General features: G+C 68.1%; 10 protein-coding genes and 1 tRNA gene. 3 read left to right on the plus strand and 8 right to left on the minus strand.

Annotated features, from left to right (window positions below; genetic code table 11):
* Positions 1–235: 235 nt before the first annotated feature.
* From AC6I0Y_RS04440 to AC6I0Y_RS04455, 4 genes are all read right to left on the minus strand, one after another.
* A complete protein-coding gene (locus tag AC6I0Y_RS04440; RefSeq protein WP_497733316.1) occupies positions 236–1,120 on the minus strand; it encodes a TIGR03915 family putative DNA repair protein in 885 nt (294 codons plus the stop codon).
* 323 nt (positions 1,121–1,443) lie between these two features.
* Positions 1,444–3,093 carry a putative DNA modification/repair radical SAM protein gene (locus AC6I0Y_RS04445; protein WP_497733318.1) on the minus strand — a complete coding sequence of 550 codons (1,650 nt, stop codon included), beginning with the start codon at positions 3,091–3,093 and terminating at the stop codon, positions 1,444–1,446.
* Between the two features lie 170 nt (positions 3,094–3,263).
* Positions 3,264–3,338 (minus strand) — tRNA-Thr (locus AC6I0Y_RS04450).
* A 67-nt stretch (positions 3,339–3,405) separates the two neighbouring features.
* Complete coding sequence (locus AC6I0Y_RS04455; RefSeq protein ID WP_160709916.1) at positions 3,406–4,527, minus strand: DMT family transporter; 1,122 nt, start codon at positions 4,525–4,527, stop codon at positions 3,406–3,408.
* 319 nt (positions 4,528–4,846) lie between these two features.
* Between AC6I0Y_RS04455 and AC6I0Y_RS04460 the strand changes: the two genes are divergently transcribed.
* A complete protein-coding gene (locus AC6I0Y_RS04460) occupies positions 4,847–6,160 on the plus strand; it encodes a glycosyltransferase family 2 protein (RefSeq protein WP_236643439.1) in 1,314 nt (437 codons plus the stop codon).
* A gap of 302 nt (positions 6,161–6,462) precedes the next feature.
* Here AC6I0Y_RS04460 and AC6I0Y_RS04465 read toward each other — a convergent pair whose 3' ends face one another.
* Entirely contained in the window at positions 6,463–7,239 is a 777-nt protein-coding gene (locus AC6I0Y_RS04465) for a ComF family protein (RefSeq protein ID WP_497733321.1), read from the minus strand.
* Between the two features lie 594 nt (positions 7,240–7,833).
* Between AC6I0Y_RS04465 and AC6I0Y_RS04470 the strand changes: the two genes are divergently transcribed.
* Complete coding sequence (locus AC6I0Y_RS04470; protein ID WP_236643327.1) at positions 7,834–8,757, plus strand: substrate-binding periplasmic protein; 924 nt, start codon at positions 7,834–7,836, stop codon at positions 8,755–8,757.
* Positions 8,758–8,847: 90 nt separating this feature from the next.
* Here the strand turns inward: AC6I0Y_RS04470 and AC6I0Y_RS04475 are convergent, their stop codons facing one another.
* From AC6I0Y_RS04475 to AC6I0Y_RS04485, 3 genes are all read right to left on the minus strand, one after another.
* Positions 8,848–9,777: a SufB/SufD family protein gene (locus tag AC6I0Y_RS04475; RefSeq protein WP_497733323.1), complete on the minus strand. Its 930-nt coding sequence runs from the start codon at positions 9,775–9,777 to the stop codon at positions 8,848–8,850.
* Between the two features lie 39 nt (positions 9,778–9,816).
* The gene (locus tag AC6I0Y_RS04480) at positions 9,817–10,596 is read right to left on the minus strand and encodes an ABC transporter ATP-binding protein (RefSeq protein ID WP_497733325.1); all 780 of its coding nucleotides are present in this window, start codon (positions 10,594–10,596) and stop codon (positions 9,817–9,819) included.
* Positions 10,597–10,743: 147 nt separating this feature from the next.
* Positions 10,744–13,704, minus strand: coding sequence for an insulinase family protein (locus tag AC6I0Y_RS04485; protein ID WP_497733327.1), 2,961 nt, complete (start codon positions 13,702–13,704; stop codon positions 10,744–10,746).
* Positions 13,705–14,274: 570 nt separating this feature from the next.
* Between AC6I0Y_RS04485 and AC6I0Y_RS04490 the strand changes: the two genes are divergently transcribed.
* Positions 14,275–14,571, plus strand: a complete 297-nt coding sequence (locus AC6I0Y_RS04490; RefSeq protein ID WP_497733329.1) for an SURF2 Surfeit locus protein 2 — start codon at positions 14,275–14,277, stop codon at positions 14,569–14,571.
* Positions 14,572–14,618 lie beyond the last annotated feature (47 nt).

Consider the following 14,618-nt stretch of genomic DNA (forward strand, 5'->3'; position numbering starts at 1 on the left):
CGGGTTCGATACCCGCATCGGGGTATCACTTGCGGGTTCGACGTCCGAGGGCGTCGCGTGCGGGTGTGGCGTCGGCAGCGTCCCCGTCAGGTGGTCGCGGCGCGACCTGAGGCTCTGCATCGCTTGGGGAGTTGCGTTCTCGGCGGGGTGTCTGCTGGGTCGCCGAGCCTGGTGGGCTGCGCGTCCAGGACGGGGCCCGCTGACGCGGCCTTGCCCCAGTGGCGGGGCTTTGGGGCTAGCGAGCAAGGGCGGGGAGCTCCTCTTGCATCTCGGTGAGGTTTCGCCAGAAGCGCTTGGGCATGAGGCGTTGGCGCAGTTCCGGGTTGTAGCGCGACTCGACGGAAACGGCGCGGTAGAAGCGCCTCCAGGCATGCTGCATGGTCGCCTCGTCGGGGGCGCGGTCGGGGAGCATGGGCTCGGGAAGGCCCTCGGTGCGCACGAGCGACCAGCCCCTTCCCTCATAGACGCCGGCAAGGTGGTGCGCCTCGTCATAGATAAGGAAGGACTGCGTGTTGAAGCGCCCGGCGAAGTGATCCATGACGAGGGGGAGGGCGTTCGCCTTGGGATTGCACCGTGCGAACCACAGGCCTCCTTCAAGGTGCTCGAAGCGGGTGAACTGAAGCAGGTGCTCCTGCTCGACGAACACGGTGCGTGCCAGCTTGAACACCGGCTGCACGGCGGGGTGGGAGAGATCCGAGGTCATGGCGCCTCGCACGCGGGGGCAGTGCGCGCCTCCGACGCGTCCCGTCGGGTTAGCTGCTCCTGCGCAACGGGATCGACGACGACAGCGCGTGCAGGAGCGTTGGACGTTAAGATCCATTCCGTGGCGAATGTAGCGGTAGACGGCCGTTGCGGCTCCTGCCTCGTCGGAGAGCGCGGCGCGTGTCGCATAGGCGAGCGCCTTGGGCCCGCAGGCTTGGCGGAAGCCCGTGCGCACCCGCTCGGCGTGACCAGGGTGCGTGTCTATCTCCACGACATGTTGCCCCAGGCGCACCTGCGCCGCTTCTCCCGACAGTATGTCTGAGGGATCCTCATGCCGGGCATAGGAGGCGAATACTGCGGAGAACAGCCCCTCCAAGCTGCCGTCGAACTTATATGCCAGCTCGTCGTAGAGCTCCACGGCTCCTGTGCCGGGGATTGGCCCTTTCGCGCTAGGAGTCGCTCTTCGCATGCTAGGCGACGCGCCTTTCGTGCCACCTGCGCCTTCCTTCTCGACGGATGCTTCCTCTCTCGCGCAGGGGGACATTGCCCCTGCGTTGGCATCGACGAGCCTATCGTTTAGCCCGAGCGCCAAACGGGTCGCATCGACGAGCACGCCCTTCGCGTTCACAGCGGCAGTGTCGGGCGCCTTTGGTGACGGGGCCGTGCCGCCAGGCGATGCCGCGCTGTGGGGGCACCCGACGCTGCTAGGCAAGGCTGTTCTGGGGGTGTTTCTTCTCGTGCTCATGCGAACAGCATCTCCGGGGTGGGCTTTGGGGGCGTTGCCCCGGCGCTCGCTGACCGGGCGTCGGGGTTAGCGGGAGTCCTTCTCCTTCCACGTGCGTGGAGGCGTTTCTCAGCGCCCGCTCCCGGGGTATCTGCCAGGCCGCCCCCGCAAGGGGATGGCGAGAGAGCTGCGTCACCGACGATGGTGTCGCCCGGCATGCTTCCGAGGGCTTCTCGTTCGCACGCTTTCGCTCTTCGTGCGTCCCAGTAGTTCGATTCCGCAGTGCGCCCTGCCCCCTTGCCGAGGGCGGCTTTGGGCCCCTCGCCGCGAATGGCGGCCTTCTCGGGGGTGTCTACCGATTCGAAGAGGCTCAGCTGGCCGGGGATGGTCTTGTCGGCGCGCCGGCCGTGTCGTCCTCCCTCTGGGGGCGCGGCGAGCTGGGCGCGCAGCGCCTCGCGGGTGAAGTCAACGCCTTGCCCGGCATAATGCCCGTCGCAGGTGATGAACAGCCGCGCTCGCTTATAGGCGATGCCGAGCTTGCGAAGCGTGTCTTCCCGCAAGGTGGCGTGGCGGCGAGCGCGCACGATGAGCTTGGCGCCACGCACGCCGATACCCGGTACGCGCAGGAGCGTCTCGTAGGGGGCGGTGTTCACCTCGATGGGGAACTGCTCGAGGTGATTGAGGGCCCAATTCGCCTTTGGGTCGACGAGCGGGTCGAGGAAGGGGTTGCGTGCCTCGATGACCTCGTCGACGTCGAATCCGTAGAAGCGCAGCAGCCAGTCTGCCTGGTAGAGCCGATGCTCGCGGTTGAGCTGCACGGCATCGGTGGCGGGCAGTCGCGCGTCGTCGTTCACGGGCAGGTAGGCGCTGAAGAATACGCGTCGCATGCCGACGGAGCGGTAGAGGGATGCGGCCAGGTTCAGGATGTGATGATCGCTCTCCGGTGAGGCGCCGATGATCATCTGGGTGCTTTGGCCGGCAGGCGCGAAAGCGCGCGTCTTTCGCTTGGGGGCCACGGGCGTGAGATAGGTCGTGCGCTTGCCCATGAGGGCGCGCGTGTCGGCGTCCTCCGCCATGGAGGCCATGATCTGGCGCATGGGGGAGAGGATGCTCGTGCGCGATTTGTCTGGCGCAAGCCGCTTGAGGCTCTGAGCCGAGGGCAGTTCGAGGTTCACTGAGAGGCGATCGGCCAGGTGCCCCAGCCTGTCAAGCAGCTCTGGCGAGGTTCCGGGGACTGCCTTGGCATGGATATAGCCGCGGAATCGATGCTCGTAGCGCAGAATCTCAAGTGTCTGGATCATGAGCTCGGTGGTGAAATCGGCGTTACGGATGACGCCGGAGCTGAGAAACAGTCCCTCGATGTAGTTGCGTCGGTAGAATCCGATGGTGAGGTCGGCCAGCTCGCGCGGCCGGAAGGCCGTTCGAGGCACCTCCTCGTTGCTTACGCGGTTCACGCAGTAGGCGCAGTCGCAGACGCAGACGTTGGTGAGGAGCACCTTGAGCAGCGTGATGCAGCGACCATCGGCGGAGAAGCTGTGGCAGATTCCGGCCTGGCTGACCGACCCGAGCGACCCTTTGCGCGCGCTGCGGCTCGCACCCGAGGAGGTGCAGGCCACATCGTACTTTGCCGCATCGGCCAGTATCTCGAGCTTCTCAGCGACGTCCACGGCTCGACCTCCTCTTTATAGCGTACGCTTGTGCTAACGAATATCTGTTTGCTATACTATCGAACAAACATTCGTCCGTCAACAAGAATCTTGGAAGGAGTCAGCTATGGGCAGGGGCCGGGAATCGCCGGAAAAGAAAAGGCCAGAGACGCGCTCTGGCCGGGGATGCGTGGAGCCAGTGACAGGAATCGAACCCGCAACCCACTGATTACAAATCAGTTGCTCTACCGTTGAGCCACACTGGCGAAGGCGGTTGAACCGCGTCTGCGTATTGTACGACAACGCCAGGGGATAGGGAAGCGCGCCGAGCGGCTAGCGCTCCTCGGCTAGGACGTCGGCGCTCAGCTCGGCGGTGAGGGTGTCCACACCCGCCCCTGCGGTGGGGGCTTCGGATCCAAGAACGCGGGCGCCGCGGGCCAGCACGGTATCTGCGCCCGACCCCGCGGCAGGGGCTTCGGGGCTCGCCGCGTCGCTGGCGTCCGCGCTCCTCGCGCGCAGGCGCGCGCCGAGCGCCGAGTCCGGAAGCCACTCGCTGACGAGCACGGCGGCGAATATGAGGGAGAACCCCGCCACCATGGTCGCGGTGAGCACCTCGCCGAGCAGGAGCACAGAGAACAGCACGCCGAATACGGACTCGAAGCTGAGCAGGAGCGCGCCTGAGGAGGGGCTCACATGCACAAGCCCCAGGTTCTGCAGCAGCAGCGCCGCGCAGGTTGCGGCCAGCACCAGGTAGGCGAGGTTGCCGAGCACTGACGGGTCGGCCAGCAGCGCCGCTGCGGGGGCCGGCTGCGCGAGCGCGCCGACGGCCAGGCCCAGAAGGCCGCACACGACGAACTGGATGGCCGTGAGGGCCACCATATCGCGCCCGCCGGCTAAGTGGGACGTGGCCACCACGTGGAAACCCAGGAACACGGCCGAGCCCAGGGTCATCGCCTCGCCGACGCCGAAGGACAGTCCGTCGCCGGCCGGCAGGGACACGAGGGCGATGCCGGCCAGGCACAGCACGCCGGCGCCCAGGTTGAAGGCCGAGGGCCGGCACCGCATGACGAGCCACGCCTGGAACGGCACGAGCACGCAGTAGGTTCCCGTCAGAAACGAGCTGCGCGCGGCGGTGGTGGCCGTGAGGCCGCCGGTGTTGAGCAAGTAGGCGCAGCCGATGAGCACGCCGAGGAGCAGTCCCGCGCGCCCGTGGTCGGCCAGGCGACCCGCGCGCGCCAGGCGCGCGAGCCGCGGGGCGAACAGGATGCAGAAGATGATCCCGGCCGAGAGGAAGCGGATGCCCACGAGCCACAGAGCGGGAAACTCGCCCACCGTACCTTTGATGACGACGGTGCCCAGGCCCCAGATGGCGGCGGCCAGGAGCAGCAACGCGCCGTAGAGCCGCGCCGTGCGGCGGGGCCCCAGGCGAGAGGAGTCTGTCGAGAAATCAGCCATAGGTGGCAAGCCTAAGGGCCGCGCGCCGAAAGGGCAACACCTGCCCGCGTTCCCTCAGGTGAATCCACAGCCTGCCCATGTTCGGTCGCCTTCGCTAATATGGAGCCTCTGTGCAGAACCTTTGGGGAAACAGGCAAGGTTCGCGCACTTCTCGTACAAAAACGTCACTTTGGGCGAAAAGGCAACAAAGGCGCCTCTGAAGTGGCTATACTGCTAAAAGTTTGTGCAAGCGCGGGTAGCCGCGAGAGCAGACGACCGCCCGATTGGCCGGGCGGCCGCGCCGTGAGGGATCGCGGCGTCGTCTAAGGAGCCTCGAGCCTTGTTTGATTCGCTGATGTCGCAGGTATCGTTCGTGGAGGTCTTCAACTTCTGCGTCTTCATCACCTTCACCATCTGCTACACCTACCAGCTGTTCTATGTGCTGGTGGTGCTCACCCGCAAGGCGCCCCGCCACGTCGCCAAGCGCAACCACCGCTATGCCGTCATGGTGGCCGCCCGCAATGAGAGCGCGGTCATCGCCGACCTCATCCACTCCATCAAGGTGCAGAACTACCCGGCTGAGCTCATCGACGTCTTCGTCATCGCCGACAACTGCACCGACGACACGGCCGAGGTGGCCCGCGAGGCCGGCGCCATCGTCTTCCCGCGCAGCAACGACAAGCTGGTGGGGAAGGGCTACGCCCTCGACTACGGCTTCAAGGCCATCCGCGAGCAGTACGGCGAGCGCGGCTACGAGGCCTACTTCGTCTTCGATGCCGACAACGTGCTCGACGTCAACTACTTCCGCGAGATGAACGCCACCTTCGATTCCGGCGCCAAGGCCTCCACCTCCTACCGCAACTCGAAGAACTACGGCTCCAACTGGATCTCCGCCGGCTACGCCGTGTGGTTCCTGCGCGAGGCGAAGTTCCTCAACCAGGCGCGCCTGACCCTCAACACCTCCTGCGCGGTGTCGGGCACGGGCTTCTTCATCGCCGCCGACATCCTCGAGGAGGCGGGCGGTTGGAAGTGGCACCTGCTCACCGAGGACATCGAGTTCTCCGCCTCGTCCATCGCCGCGGGCACGCGTATCGCCTACTGCCCCACGGCCATCCTCTACGACGAGCAGCCCATCACCTTCCGCGATTCGTGGAATCAGCGCTTCCGCTGGGCCAAGGGCTTCTACCAGGTGTTCGCGCACTATGCCGGCAGCCTCGTGCGCGGTATCGCCGTCAATCCGCGCGGCTATCGCTTCGCCTGCTACGACATGCTCATGACCATCGCCCCGGGCATGCTGCTGTCCATCATCGCCATCCTGTTCAACAGCATCATCATCGTGCTCGCGCTCACGGGCGTCATGTCGGTGGGCCAGACGGTGGCCAGCTCGCTCTCATCCATCTTCTTCTGCCTGTTCAACTACCTCATGTTCATGTTCGTCTTCGGCGTGCTGACCACGTTCGTGGAATGGGACTCCATCCGCTCCACCACGGCGAAGAAGATTCGCTACATGTTCACCTTCCCCCTGTTCATGCTCACCTACATTCCCATCGCGCTCATCGCTTTGGTGAAGAAGGCCAGCTGGAAGCCCATCCGCCACTCCATCTCGGTGGACGTGAGCGAGTTCGCCGATGCGGCGGATCGCGAGCGTGCCTAGGGACGCTCGGCGTCGCCAGGCGAGGCGACTGGAACTCAGAGCGGGAACAGCGGCCGGCTCCCTCGGGGGCCGGCTGCTTTCGTATTCGGGGCGAACTTCGGAGAAGGGTGCGGCTTGCGCAAAAAGCGACGGTTTTGCACTCGTGGGAGTGGCGAAAGGGCCCCCTTTGCCGTAAGCCTTGTTTTGTCATCAGGGAAAACGCTGCAGTGAGAGGCCGTTTCCATCGCGAGATGAGTGCAGAACCGCTCGAATCTGCTGACACCATCCCTCTTTTTCGAGGTTGCCGGAGAGCAGGGCTGCGGTCAGGCCCGGGCGAAGGTGAGCGCATAGACCCGGGGAGCGCCGGCGGCGATGAGGGCGTCGGCCGCGGCGCAGAGCGTGGCTCCGGTGGTGCAGACGTCATCAGTCACGATGACAGGCCCCTCGACCGCCTTGGGTAGCGCCGAGAGCGAGCCGGCCATGTTGGCGCCGCGGGCCGCGCGGGTGAGCCCGCGCTGGTCGGCGGAGCGCGGACGACCGAGCAGGCGGGCGCAGGGAAGGCCGAGCCTTTGGGCGACGCCCTCGGCCAGGAGCGCGCCGTGGTCGAAGCCGCGCCGACGGCAGGCGGCAGCCGAGGCGGGCACGAAGGTCACGGCCTGCGCCTCGTCGAGCCAGGCTGGCGGAACGCAGGCGGCCATGCGCCCGGCCATCACGTCTGCCAGACGGCGCTCGCCGCGATCCTTGTAGGTGACGACCACGGCGCGAGCCGCCTCGTCAAGCGCGACGGCGCTCGCCGCCTGGGCGAGGGGGAGCGTCGTACGTCCTGAGGCTCCGAGCGTCACCGGGTTGCACTCGCAGCATTGGAGGCGGCCCCAGGGCGCCCCGCAGCGCGGGCAGGCGGCCCACCAGTCGATGACAGGCAGCGCGCGGGCGCACTGGTCGCAGAGAACCTGGCCTGGGGCGTCGCAGACGGCGCAGCGCGTGGGCCAGAGCGTCTCGACTGCCGCGTCTCGCACGAGGCGCGCGAGGGCGCGGCCCGACAGCTCGGGGGAGGAGGGGCGGCGCGCGCCGGCGCGGTCTGCGGGAGCGAAGGCGGTCATGCCGCCACCCTAGGCGCCCCCGGCGACGGGCGGTCTGCGATGAGGCGGCGGGGCGGGCGCGCATGGCGCCTCCGCAGCCCGGCGCGGACGGCGCCCCGTCGCCCGTCTTGCCGGTATTCCGCGTCGCAGGATCCGCCCCGCGCGCCGCCTGCGCGCCATCCCGGAGTCCCGGCGCCCCGGCCGCCTTCCGCCCCGTCGCCGCCAGGCGCCCCTTCCGCTCCTGCGTCTCCTGCCAGCATCCTCGCCCCTTCCGCCTGCCCCTCTGACGGCCTGCGCTGGGCCATCCCCGCGCGCCGCCCCCTCTTCTGCTAAACTGTACGATGCTTCTCTCGGGTCTGTAGTTGCGGGGGGCGGATGCGCCTCCTCAGTCCATGGCAGATGCGGTCGAAAGGATCCACGTAAGCGGGCTCGTCCCGTGAGCACGGCGTATCCTAGAGGTAAGCCGCACCGCCCGTTCTACCTTATCCGCGGCACGAGGCCGCGGCGGGCGAGAGGGCCGTTAGCGCAAGCGAAGGCCCCGGTGCGCGAGTGTGGGGTCGAAGACTAGGTCAGCCGGGGGAAGCGCTAGCTGAAGTCCGAAGACGGAGGGTCAAGTTGGGAAAGCGTATCCGGGCCATCGCGGCCCTGGCGACTGCCATGGCGTGCCTCGCGCTCGTCCTGGGCGGCTGCAGCAGCTCTAATTACCAGCCTGCGCTGAAGGATCCCACGGTGGCGTCGCCGGCCATCGGCCAGGCGGGCACCCTGCGCGTGGGGGTGGACACCGCCAACCCGCCGCTGGCGGGCATGGGCTCCGATAAGATCATCGGCATCGACGTGGACATCGCCGCTGCTTTGGCCGACCGCCTGGGCCTGAAGCTGTCCATCGTCGACGTGGGGTCTGACCCGGAGGGCGCGCTTGCTGAGGGCAAGGTCGACCTCGTCATGGGCATCGACCAATCCGAAGGCGGCGACTTCTGGCTCTCGAGCGCCTACCTGCCCACGGGCGTGGCCGCGTTCGCCACCTCGCCCGATGCAGGCGTGCCGACGGCGGGCGGCTCGGCCAAGTTCGCCGCGCAGATATCCTCCAAGAGCGCCTGGGCCGTGACCAACGAGTTCGGCGAGTCGGCGCTCACCTCCACCACCAACCTCACCGACGCCTTTGCCGACCTCACGAGCGGCTCCGACAGCTACGTGGCGGCCGACGCCATCATCGGCTACTACGCGGCGCACGGCCAGGGGGTGGACGTGTCCATCGTCGCCATGCTGCTCGCCCCGAGCGGCTACTGCATCGGCGTGTCCAACGACAACGCCGAGCTGCAGGCTGCCGTGACCCAGGCGGTGACCGACCTCACGAGCGGCGGCGTCATCGACGTCATCGAGCGGAAGTGGCTCGGCACCTCCCTCGACCTCTCTGCCGTCCCCCAGACGGCCGGCGCGCCTGCCGCCACCCAGGCCGAGGACGAAGGCGGCGACGATGATGCGGCGCCCGCCACGGTGGGCGGCAACGCGGTCGGCGCCAGCCCGAACGCGCGCAACTAGCCAAGACGCAGAGGGGGCGGCCGCGGCCGCCCCCTCTGCTTTGTCGCCGGCGCGCGGCAGCCTCAGCTCCCCGCGCGCTCGTGTCGCGCGCTAGTTGAGGAAGTCCTCCAGGATCTCCTGCTCGGCCTCCTCCTCGGTGAGCCCGAGCGTCATGAGCTTCACGATCTGGTCGCCGGCGATCTTGCCGATGGCCGCCTCGTGCACGAGCAGGGCGTCCTCGCTCGCCGCCTCGATGCCGGGGATGGCCTTCACCTTGGCGTTGCCCATGATGATGGCGTCGCACTGGACGTGGCCACGGCAGGCCGCCTCGCCGATGACGAGCGGGTTGAAGATCTGCACCGATTCGTCCTGGGCCACCGAGCGGGAGATCACCTGCACCGACGAGCCCTCGCCCTTGAGCTCCACCTTCATGTTGGACTCGGCCGTCTGACGGTCGTGGGTGAGCAGCTTCTCAATCAGCACGAGCTTGGCGTCGGCGGCCAGCTCGGCGTTGGTGTCGCGCACCGTGGAGGTAACGCCGCGCAGCTGCACCATCTCCATCTCGCAGTAGGCGCCCTCCTCCAGGTAGACGTTGGTGGTCGGGTTGAGGATGCGCTCGCCGGTGCCCTCGCCCTCGCCGTAGTGCTTCTCGACGTAGACGACGCGGCTGTTCTTGCCGCAGTAGAAGCTGTGGATGCCGTCGTGCTCGGAGGCCTCGTCGCTGTGGTTGTGGATGCCGCAACCGGCGACGATCTTCACATCGCAGTCCTCGCCGATGTAGAACGTGTTGTACACCACGTCCTTGAGGCCCGACTGCGTGACGATGACGGGGATGTAGACGGTCTCGCCCTTGGTGCCCGGGGCGATCTTGATGTCGATGCCGGGGACGTCGGTCTTGGTGGAAATCTCGATGAACGCCGAGGAGTGGCGCTCGACGAGCTGGCCGTCCTTGCGGATGTTGAAGGCGCCCTTGGGCATGCCGTGGAGGTTCGCTATCTCGGCGAGCAGCCCCTCGTCGATGGGGGAAAGGTCAACAGCCATGGTTGTCTCCTTCTGCGGGGAAACGTGCGCGGGCGTCCGCTAGCACGTGGTGGGGATCTCGGTCAGGTGCAGCTCGGTGGGAGTGGACAGCGGGCAGCCGAAGTCGTCGACGCCCTTCGCCGCGAAGCCCAGCTTGGGCATGAGCTCCTCGGGCGTGCCCGTCTCGGCCACGCGCCCGCTGCGCAGAAGCACGATCTCGTCAGCGAGCTGGATGATGCGCTCCTGGTGGGAGATGATGACAATGGAACGCCCGTCGCGCGCCGCGTGGATGTCGCGGAACGTCTCGGTCAGGCGGTCGAAGCTCCACAGGTCGATGCCGGCCTCGGGCTCGTCGTAGATGGCCAGCTTCGGGTCGCGGGCGAGGATGGTGGCGATCTCGATGCGCTTCACCTCGCCGCCGGAGAGCGACTTGTCCACCTCGCGGGTGAGGTAGCTCGCCGAGCACAGGCCCACCTTCGAGAGGTACTCGTTGCAGGCGAGCATGGGCAGCTTCTTGCCCGCGGAGATGTCGAGCAGCTTCTTCACGGTCATGCCCTTGAAGCGGGCCGGCTGCTGGAAGCCGTAGCCGATGCCGAGGCGCGCGCGCTCGGTGATGGGCAGGCTCGTGATGTCCTGGCCATCGAACAGGATCTGGCCCGAGGTGGGCGTCTCGATGCCCATGATGAGCTTGGCCAGGGTGGACTTGCCGCCGCCGTTGGGGCCGGTGATGACCGTGAAGCGGTCGTCGCCGATGGTGAGCGACAGGTCGTCGATGATGCGCTTCGCGTCCCCCTCGGGGCCGGAGGGCACCTCGAACACGAGGTTCTTCAATTCAAGCATACGGGTAACTCCGATCGTGTCGGCGCGCCGCTGCCTCGTCTCAGGAAAGGAGGCGCCCCCGGGAAGGGGTGCCTCCAAGGTGCGGCGACGCTGAGTCCAGGTTTCCTTGGCTATTGTAGCCGTCCGCGGCGAATTGCCCAAGGGCTTCTAGCCATTCAGCAGATCGACCACGGTGAAGCCGAGGGCGGACTGCTCGATGAGGGCGCGGTTGCCCACGGTGCACATGAGGTGCTCGTCGGTGGCGCGGGTGATGGCCGGCCCGAGCTCGCGCACCTGATCGGGCGTGGCGGCGATGACCTCCGAGCGCACGCGGGCTCGCTGCTCGGGGGTGAAGTGCGAGAAGAACTGCCCGTCCTGGCGCCGCATGAGCTCGCGGGCCTTGAGGGGCACATCGATGCCGGCGATGGTGGACACCACGTAGCCGTCCATCTCGGCCGGCGTGGGGTCGAACGCCGCGATCCAGCTCCCGGCGCCCTCGAAGCGGGCCACCGTCTCGTCGATATGCGGGTCGCGGTAGGAGTAGAAGCGCATCGATCCGGGGCGCGTCATCTGGAAGCCGGCGCCGTAGGCCCCGCCCTTCACGCGCACCTCGTTCCACAGGTAGTCGTAGGAGAGCACCCGGCTGGCCAGCATCCAGATGCCGGTGAACGGGCCGTCGAACAGGCGCCGGTCGTAGCCCATGGCCGTGTAGGTGACATCGCTCGGCACGACGAAGGCCTCGCGGCGCGGCGTGGGCTCGGCGGCGATGAGGCGCGCGGCCACGCCCGCGTCCGAGAGCCCCAGGGTGCCGCCGGCGGCCCAGTAGCGGTCGAGGTCCTCGTCGGTGCCGGCGAAGCTCAGGATGCACCCGTCGTCGGCGAACAGCCGCGCGCTGATGTCGCGCAGCGTGGCCTCGAGCGCATCGGCGCGCTCGTCGAAGCGCTCGATGAGCCCCTTGAGGAAGCGGTAGAAGTCCATGCCCCCCATCTGCTCGCGCACCACGGCGGCCGGCAGGTAGTAGGACGCCACGCGCGCCATGGCCGAGCTGTGGCCGGCGTTGGCGATGCCCTGCTCCATGGTCACGCGTTTCTGGTTGAGGATGTCGAGGATCTTCGCGTGGTCGGAGAAGTCCGTCTCGGCGAGGATCTCGTCGGGAAGCGAGGCGGCGAAGCCCACGTTCTCGGCGAGGGCCGAGGCGCTCGCGACGAACTTGGCCGTGTAGGAGGTGCGTTCCACCGCGTCCTCGTGCACCTCGGTGAAGAACGAGAGGTTGCCGAGGCGCGACTGGGCCAGCGTGTCAAGCTCGGCTGCCGTGTGGCGCGCGGTGGGAAGCTTGCCGAGCACCATGGCGAGCACGGTGGCGTAGGGCAGCTCCTCGAAGGTGAGGCGCGACAGGTCGAAGTAGCGGTAGGCGAACACGAGCCCGCGGGTGTGCAGGTCGTGGCGCAGGCAGGGGACGGGCGTGTGCTGCGAGGTCATGCCGTAGAAGGGCTCCTCGGGCGCGGCGGCCAGGTCGTCTACGGTGAGGGCCGGCAGGCTCGCCAGGAGCTCCGGCGGGTCGGGCTGCTCCTGGGTGGCGCGCAGCGCGGCCACGGCCGCCTCGATGGCGGCGATGTCGGCGGGCGCGGCGGCCTCCTCCAGCGCGCGCAGCCGCTCGCGCAGGGCACGCTCGCCGGCGCCCTCGCCCTCTACGGGAACGAGCTCCACCGAGGCGCGATGCGGGTTCTCGAGGATGAGCTCGCGCAAAAGCTGCTCGAAGTAGCCCGCGTCCAGCTTGGCGCGCAGCGCGGCGAAGGCCTCCTCGTAGCGCAGGTAGGCGCAGGCGCCGTCCTCGTCGTAGAGCCAGCCGGCCAGGGCCGACATGGCCAGGAGCACGCCGTCGGGGTAGCCGAAGTTGTGCTCGCGCATGACGAACTCCGCATGGGAGAGCGCCGCGTCGATGAGCGCGTGGTCCAGCCCGCCCTCGACGAGGCGCCGGGCCTCGCCCTCGACAAGGGCGCCCAGGCGCTCGAGGGCGCCCTCGTCGCGCAGGCCCTTGAGCTCGATGGCCGCGAAGGGCTGGGCGATGGCGTCGGCGAGGAAGCCCGACGCGTCATCGGCCAGGCCCGCGTCGAGCAGCGCGCGCTTGAGCGGGGCCTCGTTGGAGCCCATGAGGGCGTCGATGAGGATGTCGACGGCGAGCATCCGCTCGCGGTCGGCCGCCGTGCCGGCCACGAAGCCGAGCGCGCAGGCAGCGTTCTCCGGCGCCGTGGCCATGGGACGGCGCACCCCGAGAGCCTCCACGGGCGCCTGGAGGTCGAGCGGGTTAGGCGCGCCGGCCTCCTCCTGCCGCGCGGCGAGCGGCGCCAGGTAGCCCTCGTCGATGAGGCCGAGGAAGGCGTCGAGGCCGAGGTCGCCGTAGAGGGTGATATAGCAGTTGTCGGGCCGGTAGTGGCGCGCGTGGCTGTCGAGGAAGCCCTCGAAGGTGAGGGTGGGGATGGCCTCGGGCGTGCCGCCGGACTCGAAGCGGTAGGTGGTGTCGGGGAACAGCGCGGCGGACAGCGCGTCGTAGAGCACCGAGTCGGGGTCGGACAGCGCTCCCTTCATCTCGTTGAACACCACGCCGTTGTAGGCCAGGCGCGGCCGTGCGCCCGCATCCGCGCCCTCGCCCGGCGCGCCGGCGACCTCCAAGTGCCAGCCTTCCTGCTCGAAGGTGGTGCGCTTGTCGTAGATGGCGGGACGGAACACCGCGTCCAGGTACACGTCGGCGAGGTTCATCAGGTCGCGCTCGTTGGTGGAGGCGACCGGGTACATCGTCTTGTCGGGGAAGGTCATGGCGTTGAGGAACGTCTGCATCGACCCCTTGAGGAGGTTGACGAAGGGCTCCTTCACGGGGAACTTCTCCGACCCGCAGAGGACCGAGTGCTCGAGGATGTGGAACACGCCGGTGTCGTCGGCGGCGGGGGTCTTGAACGAGATGGAGAACGACTTGTTCACGTCGCCGTTGCGCAGGTAGAGCAGGCGCGCGCCCGACGCGTCGTGGCGCAGGGTGAAGGCGGTGCCCTCTATCTCGACGAGCTCCTCCTGGGCGAGGAGGGTGAATCCGTGCTTCTGGGCCGTCGAGGAGACGGCAGGGTCAAAGGGGGTCATGGCGGAACCTTTCGCGCGTTGGCGTCTTGCCGAGCCGGTAGGAGCGGGCGAAGCCAAGACGGCTGGATATGCGGGGTGATGCGGGTGGAGCGGTGACGAGTCAGAGGTGCTCTTCGTGCGATGCAGGTGGGCGAGGCTCCGCCCAGGTGTCATGCTCCTCATTCTACTCTTCCATCAGGGTTTATAACACGTGGAGTTCGCTCTAAGTTTGGAAAACGACGTGCGGGTGAAACATACATAACTACGCGCGCGTCCATGAGGGCGGCGCCGTCGCCCCCGCAGGCCGCCGGGAGCGCCCGGAGCGGGGGACATGGGCGCCGTCGAGGGCCCAGGTCGTCGAACGACACGCCGCGGCCCTTGGGGAGGAGCTTCCGGGGCTCCACGTGGTCGCGCCCGCAGCCGCCCTCTCGACGCGGTCGAGCCCCCGCGCCTTCTCCGCCTGTTCCTCCCGGACGCCGGGGTCTCCTTCCGCCCGCGCGGCGGGGCAGGTGCTCCGTGGGGATTCTCTGGGATGGCTGGGCGGGGCGCCGGACGCGCGGTATAATGCGCGGGTTACGAGAAAGGACGGCGATGGCCGAAGCGCAGAGGTTCTCCCATATAAAGGTAAGCGATGCCGATGACGACATCGTCATCCAGGCGGGGGCCGTGAGCGCGGCCGCGCCTGAGGAGGCCGCAGCCCCCGCCGAGCGCCCGCAGCCGGTCGAGCCGGCTGCCGCGCCGCCCGCGCCCGCCCGCGAGGACGCCTACCGCGAGACCACCCTCGAAGACCTTGAGTCTTCCACGATGGGCACTGCGCAGAAGGCGGTCGTCGTGCTGGCCGTGCTCGGCGTCATCGCCTTCGCCGTCTGGTACTGCCTGCTGAGGTAGGAGCGAGCTGTCGCGCCCGCCTGCGGCGCCCCCGAGAAAAAAGGAAC

The organism is Adlercreutzia sp. St.1H8, assembly GCF_059728655.1.

What these genes read in the sequence shown, in the direction of transcription:
- AC6I0Y_RS04455 (WP_160709916.1), bottom strand. Translation starts at nt 4,527, where the DNA reads ATGGCTGATTTCTCGACAGACTCCTCTCGCCTGGGGCCCCGCCGCACG.
- AC6I0Y_RS04465 (WP_497733321.1), bottom strand. Translation starts at nt 7,239, where the DNA reads ATGACCGCCTTCGCTCCCGCAGACCGCGCCGGCGCGCGCCGCCCCTCC.
- AC6I0Y_RS04475 (WP_497733323.1), bottom strand. Translation starts at nt 9,777, where the DNA reads ATGGCTGTTGACCTTTCCCCCATCGACGAGGGGCTGCTCGCCGAGATA.
- AC6I0Y_RS04480 (WP_497733325.1), bottom strand. Translation starts at nt 10,596, where the DNA reads ATGCTTGAATTGAAGAACCTCGTGTTCGAGGTGCCCTCCGGCCCCGAG.
- AC6I0Y_RS04485 (WP_497733327.1), bottom strand. Translation starts at nt 13,704, where the DNA reads ATGACCCCCTTTGACCCTGCCGTCTCCTCGACGGCCCAGAAGCACGGA.
- AC6I0Y_RS04490 (WP_497733329.1), top strand. Translation starts at nt 14,275, where the DNA reads ATGGCCGAAGCGCAGAGGTTCTCCCATATAAAGGTAAGCGATGCCGAT.